Origin of the sequence: Frankia sp. Mgl5 (assembly GCF_023242985.1) — a bacterium.
GTDB classification, from domain to species: Bacteria; Actinomycetota; Actinomycetes; order Frankiales; family Frankiaceae; genus Parafrankia; species Parafrankia soli.
This window is the reverse complement of the sequence record NZ_JALKFY010000613.1, coordinates 36,340-42,996: the sequence shown is the minus strand read 5'-3', so window position 1 is coordinate 42,996 and position 6,657 is coordinate 36,340. Positions and strand designations below refer to the sequence as shown.

Here is a 6,657-nt window from a genome sequence, read left to right as displayed (position 1 = left end):
CGGGGGCGGGGGGCCCCCCCCCCCCCCGCGGGGGGGGGGGGGGGGGGGCGTGGCCCCCCCCCCCGCCCGCCCCCCGCGGCGGGAGCCGCCGCGGCCGGCCTCGAAGTCAGGTGTGACAGCGAGGCGTCAGGCGATGAAGGCGTTGACCAGGACGCCGATGCCGTAGGTGGCGGCAGCCGCGACCAGGCCCAGCAGGAGCTGGCGGGCGCCGCTGTAGAACGCCGAGCGCTCGGTGAAGCGGCTGACCGCGGCCCCGAGGGCGAACAGCCCCAGCCCGGCGAGCACGGCCGCGATCGCGAACGAGGCGAACCCGGCCAGGTAGGGCGCCACCGGCACCAGCGCGCCGAGGGCGAACGCACCGAACGACGCACCGGCCGCGCCGAGCGGGGACGGCAGATCGTCCACATCCAGGCCGAGCTCGTTACGGGCATGCACGCGCAGCGCCGTGTCCGGGCTGTGCGCCAGCTGGCGGGCCACCGACTCGGCGGTCGGCGCGTCGACCCCCTGATCGCGGAAGAACCCGACCAGCTCGGCGTGCTCGGCCTGCGGATACAGCGCCAGCTCCCGCCGTTCGACCTCGATCTGTGCCCGCATCGCCTCGCTCTGCGAGCGGACGGAGGTGTACTCCCCGGTCGCCATCGAGAACGCCCCGGAGGCCAGGCCCGCGAGCCCGGCCAGCACGACCGCCGGCCGCCCGGCGGCCCCGCCCGCGAACCCGCTGATCAGCGCGACGTTACTGACCAGACCGTCCATCGCCCCGAACACCGCGGGACGCAGCCACCCCGCGCCCACCGAGTGCTTCGAGGGATGCGCCTCCCCTGTCCGTGCCCTCGCCGACCGCCCGCCCGCAGGCCGATCGTGTTCCACTACTCGGTCGCCGTTGCCGCCTCGTCTCACGAGGGACGAGGCTACGGCGGTCGACCGTCCTCGGGCCGGCGCCATGGGCGAGCGCCACACCCCCTCGCCGGAGCCGCTCAGGCCACGTGGACGAACGGGCGGCGCTGCGGGTCGGGCTCCGCCTCGCGGAGGATCTCCCGGGTCGTCGAGGCGACCTCGCCGACTCCGAAGAACACGAAGCGCGCCAGATTCTGCAGCGGGTTGCCCTCGGACCACTCGAAGTACACGTTCGGCCTGGTCCCGGTGAGGTCGCGCAGGTGCAGGAGCAGGGCCGCGATCGCGTTCGGGACGGAGTTGCTGGTCAGCTGCAGGATCCGGTACCCGTGCCGCTCCCGTCCGCAGACGTCGAGCCGCCCCTCGAACTCCGACGAGTCCGGGACGACCACCTCGAGGAACAGCAGGCGGGCCGCGCGCGGGACGTGCAGCACCTCGTGTGCCTTGCTGGCCTTGTCGGCGTACTCGGCGGCGTCGCCGGTGTCGAACTCGTTGGCGACCAGGTGCAGCGCCCCGGAACGGGCCGCCTCGGTGACCCACCGGGTGGCCGTCTCGTCGAGGCGCACACCGGTGACCCGCAGCTCGAAGGACCGCACGGCCCGGGAGAGGAAGGAGATCACCAGGATTGACAGGATGAAGATCGAACCGATGATGAGCCCGTCCGGCCGCTCGATGACGTTCGCGACGGTCGTGTAGACGAACACGGCGGTGATGGCGCCGAACCCGAAGGCCGCCCGCCGCCGCCCGCGGCGCGCGGCGGAGATCGTGACAGCGACCGATGCCGAGGTGATCAGGACGAGCACCCCGGTGGCGTAGGCGCCGCCCTGCTTGTCCACGCTCGCCCGGAAAATGATCGTGACCGCGAAGCCGATGGCGGTGAAGACCAGGACCAGCGGGCGCACCGCCTGGGCCCAGTGCGGTGCCATCCCGTACCTGGGGAGGTAGCGGGGCACGAGGTTGAGCAGGCCGGCCAGCGCCGAGGCGCCGGCGAACCACAGGATCGCGATCGTGCTGACGTCATACGCGGTGCCGAAGGCGCTGCCCAGCTCCTGGTGCGCCAGGTACGCCAGCGCCCGCCCGTTCGCCGGGCCGCCGGGCTCCGCGAGCTGCTCGGGGATGAGAACCGTTGTCGCGAGACTGCTGGTGAGCAGCAGCACGGCCATGATCAGCGCCGCCGTGGTGAGCAGCCGCCGCGCGCCGCGGATCCGGCCGGCGGGGTTCGCGTCGGTGTCGGCGGTGTCGGCGGGGCTGTCGGGGCTGTCGGGGCCGCCGCGGATCAGCGGCATCACCGCCACACCGGTCTCGAAGCCGGAGAGTCCCAGCGCGAGCTTCGGGAAGACGATCAGGGCCACGCCCACCAGCGCGAACGCGTCGGGATGCTCGGCCACCAGCAGCGCGTGCCAGTCGTCGAGCAGGGAGGGATGGGTGGCGACCTTGTACAGCGACACCACGATGACGACCACGTTCAGGGCCAGGTACACCACGACCAGGATGACGGCGATCCCCACCGCCTCGGTGAACCCGCGCAGGAACACGGCCGCGAGCAGGGCCAGGAGCACCAGCGTGACGGCGACCTCGTGGCCGGCGAGCAGGTCCGGCGCGTACGGGTTCTCCAGGATGTGCGCGGTGGCGTCCGCGGCCGAGAGGGTGATCGTGATCAGGAAGTCGGTGCAGGCGAAGCCGAGGAGCACCAGGACCAGCAGCTTGCCCTTCCACCAGGAGAGCTGCTTCTCCAGGATCGCGATCGAGCCCTCACCACGCGGGCTCTCGCCGGCGACCCGCCGGTAGACCGGCAGCGCCCCGAACAGTGTCACGGCGACGAGCACCGCCGTGGCGATCGGGCTCACCGCGCCGGCCGCGAGGATGGCGATGCCCGGCTGGTAGCCCAGCGTGGAGAAGTAGTCGACGCCGGTCAGGCACATGACCCGCCACCAGTGGTGGCGGGGATGGTGCGGTTCGGGCTGCGCGTGCGGACCGGGATGGCGGCGGGCCTGCTCCGTCCCGGCGAGCAGCCAGCCGCGCAGGCCCTCCCGCCACGGTGTCACCCCGCCGCCCTGGTGGGCCGGGGCCGGATCAGCGCGGGGGGTGCAGGTCGGTGCGCAGCTCGTGCGAACCGTCGGGACGGGCCTGCTCGTAGTAAAGCCGGTGGCCGCCATCGGGCAGCGGCACCACGCTGACGTACCGCAGCGCGCCGCCGTACGGTGAGACCGCGATCGGAGTGTCGCCGACCGCCGCGAACCCGTCGAGCCCACCGACGGCGATGCCGGTGCGCTCCGACCAGTTCTCCGTCGCGCTGGCCCGGCCGTCGTAGTAGGCGACGGCGTCCAGCCGGGCGCCCGCGCCGTCGAGACCGCCCCCGCCCCCGTCGCCGTCGCCGTCGCCACCGGCGTCGCCGAGCAGGACGGCCGAGATCCGGACCCCGCGGGCGTCCCACGCACCGGGCCGGGGCGCGAGCGCCGTGCCCTGCCACGTCCAGGTCAGCCCGTCCGGGCTGGTCGCGTGCCGGCTGTCCATGCGGTCGGTGGCCGCCGGGTCGTCCAGCGGATGGCAGGAGGCCCACAGATGCCACAGGCCGTCATGCCAGACGACTACCGGGTCCTTGACCGCGGTCAACCGGTCGCCGGGGAGCACGGTGCGCCGGGTGGCGGGGTCGAAGGCGTCCGGCGCGTCCGCCTCGAGCACGTCGACCCACCAGTGCGGACTGTCCGGCGTTGCGCAGCTCACGTAGAGCCGCCAGCTCCCCCACGGGGTGGGCACCAGGGCCGGCCGCTCCAGCGACTCCGCGGGGAAGGCATCCCGGTGAATCGTGTGGATCGGGGTGAACCGCTCACCGTCGTCGGAACGGGCGATCACCACCGCGTACCCGCGGCCGTGCCCGACCGGGCGGCGCAGCCGGTAGGCGAGGTAGAACGTGCCGTCGACGAGCACGGCGCTCGGCGCCCCGGCCCAGAAGCCCGGACCCTCGCCCGGGGGCGGCACCACCGTCACCGCGTTGTCCGGCGTAGGCAGGGGCACGTTCACGGCTGTCCGCTCGACCTCGTACGTCACCACGGGCGGAATCCTACTTAGCTGATGAACAAACCCGGCAACCGACACGGCCGGTCACTCGCCGCAGTTGATCCGGGCTCTTACCAGGGCCTCGACCGTAGCGTCGGTCAGAACGCCGGCCTGCCACGGAACACCCACGGGGGTGCCCGGCGCGATCCTTTTCACTTTTTTCAATCGGGAAAGTAACTTAGTCTGTTCCGATCCCACATCAGCCGCGCCGGCCCCTGGAGCAGTCGTCGATGTCCCTGCCCGACTTCCTCGTGATCGGGGTTCCCAAAGCCGGCACCACGGCGTTGCACGCCGCGCTCAGCCGCCACCCCGAGCTGTTCCTCTCCCGGGTCAAGGAACCGAAGTTCTTCCTCTCGGAAGGCCCGCCGCCCGCGCGCGGCGGCCCCGGGGACGCGCAGACCTACCAGGAGCACGTCTGGCGCCGGGCGGACTACGAGGCACTGTTCGACCCCGCGCCCGACGGCGCCCTCCGCGGCGAGGCGACGCCGTTCTACCTTTACGATCTTGATGCGCAGAACCGCATCCGCCGGCTGATCCCGAAGGCCCGGCTCGTCGTCCTGCTGCGCAACCCGGTCGACCGGGCCCACTCGAACTGGACGCATCTGTGGGCCGCCGGTCTGGAGTCCGAACGTGACTTCGTGCGGGCATGCGCCCTGGAGGAGCACCGCCGCGACGCCGGCTGGGCGCACTTCTGGCACTACGTCAGTCAGGGGCTCTACGGCCGGCAGCTCGAGCACCTGTTCGGCCTGTTCGCCCGGGAGCAGGTGCTGGTGCTGCGCTACCGCGACCTGCGGGACTCGCCGGTGCCGACGCTCGACCGGGTGTGCGAGTTCCTGGGTGTGCAGACCGGGCTGCTCGACGCCGTCCCGTCCCAGAACGTGACGCCGTTCGTCGCCGACACGGCGGCGAACGCGGTGCTGCGCGCCGTCCTTCGCACCGGCGGGCGGATCGGGCACCATTTCCCGGCCCCGGTGCGCGCCGTGCCACGCGGGCCGCTGCTGACGGCCCTGCAGCGGCAACGGGGCGGGAGGCCGACGATGACACCGGCACAGCGCGCCGCCGTCCTGCCCTACTTCACCACGGACATCGCGCTGCTCGAGCAGGTCACCGGTCAGTCCTACGCCGACTGGCTCACCGTGGGCCTCGAACCGGACGTCATCGACTGATCCGGGCAGGCCGAGACCGGTGACGGCGGCGCGGCCGGTGGCGGAGGCGATGAGTTCGGGGTGACCGATCGGTCTGTGTCGGTGGGTGGGCCACGGTGCGCGCACCCACGGACGGGAGGCCGATCATGCCCGATGACGGGTCACCGCCGCCAGGCGCCGCTGCCACGGTTGTGCTGCCCTTCCCTCCCGGGCTCCGGCGGGAGGCCGTTCCCAAGCTGTGCGCGCGGCTCGACGAGCTCCTGCGCGCCGACGCGGAAGCCGCCGTCATCCTCGACACGACCCCGGTGGGCCGGCCGGACGCCGTCGTCGTCGAGGCGATCGCCAGGCTCGTGCTCGTCGCGCGAAGGCACCACCGGCTCGTCCAGGTGCACGCACCACCACGGGTCTGGGAGCTGCTGGCTCTCACCGGCCTCGCCCCGCTCGTCGGACTCCTCACTCCCGCCGCCGCGCCGACCTCGACGCAGCAGGCACAGGACGTGCCCGGCCGGCGTTGACCGGGCAGCGCTAGCCAGGCAACCGGGCCGGCAGGCCGAACAGCGGGAAGAGGCGTTCGACGTCCAGGAACGTGTTGATGCCGGCGACCCGCCCGGCCGAGATCTCCAGGACGACCAGGCCCCACGGGTCGTGCCCGGAACCCGTGGCGCTGGGCCGGTACTGCCCGAAGGCCGGGTGGCCGTTGGCCACGGTCGGCAGCAGCCGCGAGCCCCGGCAGCCCTGGCCCGTACCGAGCATCCATGCCCGGACGTCGGCGTGGCCCCGCAGCCACAGGCCCAGCGGCGGCATCGACATCGTGACGTCCTCGTGCAGCAGCGCCGCGAGGGACTCGAGGTCGTACCGCTCGAACGCGTCGACATAGCGGGCGAGCAGCTCCCGCTGCTCGGCGTCGGCGGGGCGCAGCGGGTCGGCGTCGGAGATCTCCGTCGCGGCGATCGTGGCGCGCGCCCGCTGCAGGGCGCTGTTGACCGAGGCGACGGAGGTCTCCAGCAGGTCGGCGACCTCGGCGGCCGACCAGCCGAACACCTCGCGCAGGATGAGCACCGCCCGCTGGCGGGCCGGCAGGTGCTGCAGCGCGACGACGAACGCGAGCCTGATCGTCTCGCGACGGGCGGCGAGATCGGCGGGGTCGGCCGCGTCGGCGGCGCTGGAGTAGACTTGGCCGTCCGGCGCGGGCACGATCCAGGCCGTCTCCGGCAGCGGCGCGGGCAGCGGGGAGTCGGCTGTCGACGGGCCGGCGAGGTCCATCGGCCGTGCCCGCCGCTGACTGGCGCCGAGCATCGACAGGCACACGTTCGTCGCGATGCGGTACAGCCACGACCGCAGCGCGGCCCGGCCTTCGAACCGGTCGATTCCGCGCCAGGCGCGGATCATCGTGTCCTGCACGGCGTCCTCCGCCTCGAACGGCGAGCCGAGCATTCGGTAGCAATAGCCGGTCAGCTCACGGCGGTACGGCTCGAGAAGGTTCTCGACACCCGCCTCCGCCCCGGCCAGAGCAGCCCCGCCGGTTCTGCCGCCGGGAGGAACGTCACCCATCAGAGGTCACCTC

At 73.2% G+C, this 6,657-nt stretch carries 6 protein-coding genes; 2 read left to right on the top strand and 4 right to left on the bottom strand.

The window, feature by feature from the left end; all coding sequences use genetic code 11:
• Positions 1-126: 126 nt before the first annotated feature.
• From MXD62_RS14215 to MXD62_RS14205, 3 genes are read right to left on the bottom strand one after another with little or no spacing between them, the layout of a single operon-like run.
• Positions 127-942: a VIT1/CCC1 transporter family protein gene (locus MXD62_RS14215; protein ID WP_248829745.1), complete on the bottom strand. Its 816-nt coding sequence runs from the start codon at positions 940-942 to the stop codon at positions 127-129.
• 32 nt (positions 943-974) lie between these two features.
• Positions 975-2,936: an amino acid transporter gene (locus tag MXD62_RS14210; protein WP_248829744.1), complete on the bottom strand. Its 1,962-nt coding sequence runs from the start codon at positions 2,934-2,936 to the stop codon at positions 975-977.
• A 28-nt stretch (positions 2,937-2,964) separates the two neighbouring features.
• Positions 2,965-3,942 (bottom strand): hypothetical protein, encoded by a 978-nt coding sequence (locus tag MXD62_RS14205; RefSeq protein WP_248829743.1) that lies wholly within the window; start codon positions 3,940-3,942, stop codon positions 2,965-2,967.
• Positions 3,943-4,178: 236 nt separating this feature from the next.
• Here MXD62_RS14205 and MXD62_RS14200 point away from each other — a divergent pair, with 236 nt between their 5' ends.
• Both MXD62_RS14200 and MXD62_RS14195 read left to right on the top strand, forming a co-directional pair.
• Positions 4,179-5,114 carry a sulfotransferase gene (locus MXD62_RS14200; protein ID WP_248829742.1) on the top strand — a complete coding sequence of 312 codons (936 nt, stop codon included), beginning with the start codon at positions 4,179-4,181 and terminating at the stop codon, positions 5,112-5,114.
• A gap of 125 nt (positions 5,115-5,239) precedes the next feature.
• Positions 5,240-5,608, top strand: coding sequence for an STAS domain-containing protein (locus MXD62_RS14195; RefSeq protein ID WP_248829741.1), 369 nt, complete (start codon positions 5,240-5,242; stop codon positions 5,606-5,608).
• 10 nt (positions 5,609-5,618) lie between these two features.
• On the opposite strand, the gene MXD62_RS14190 is transcribed toward MXD62_RS14195, so the two are convergent.
• Positions 5,619-6,644: a sigma-70 family RNA polymerase sigma factor gene (locus tag MXD62_RS14190; RefSeq protein ID WP_248829740.1), complete on the bottom strand. Its 1,026-nt coding sequence runs from the start codon at positions 6,642-6,644 to the stop codon at positions 5,619-5,621.
• Positions 6,645-6,657 lie beyond the last annotated feature (13 nt).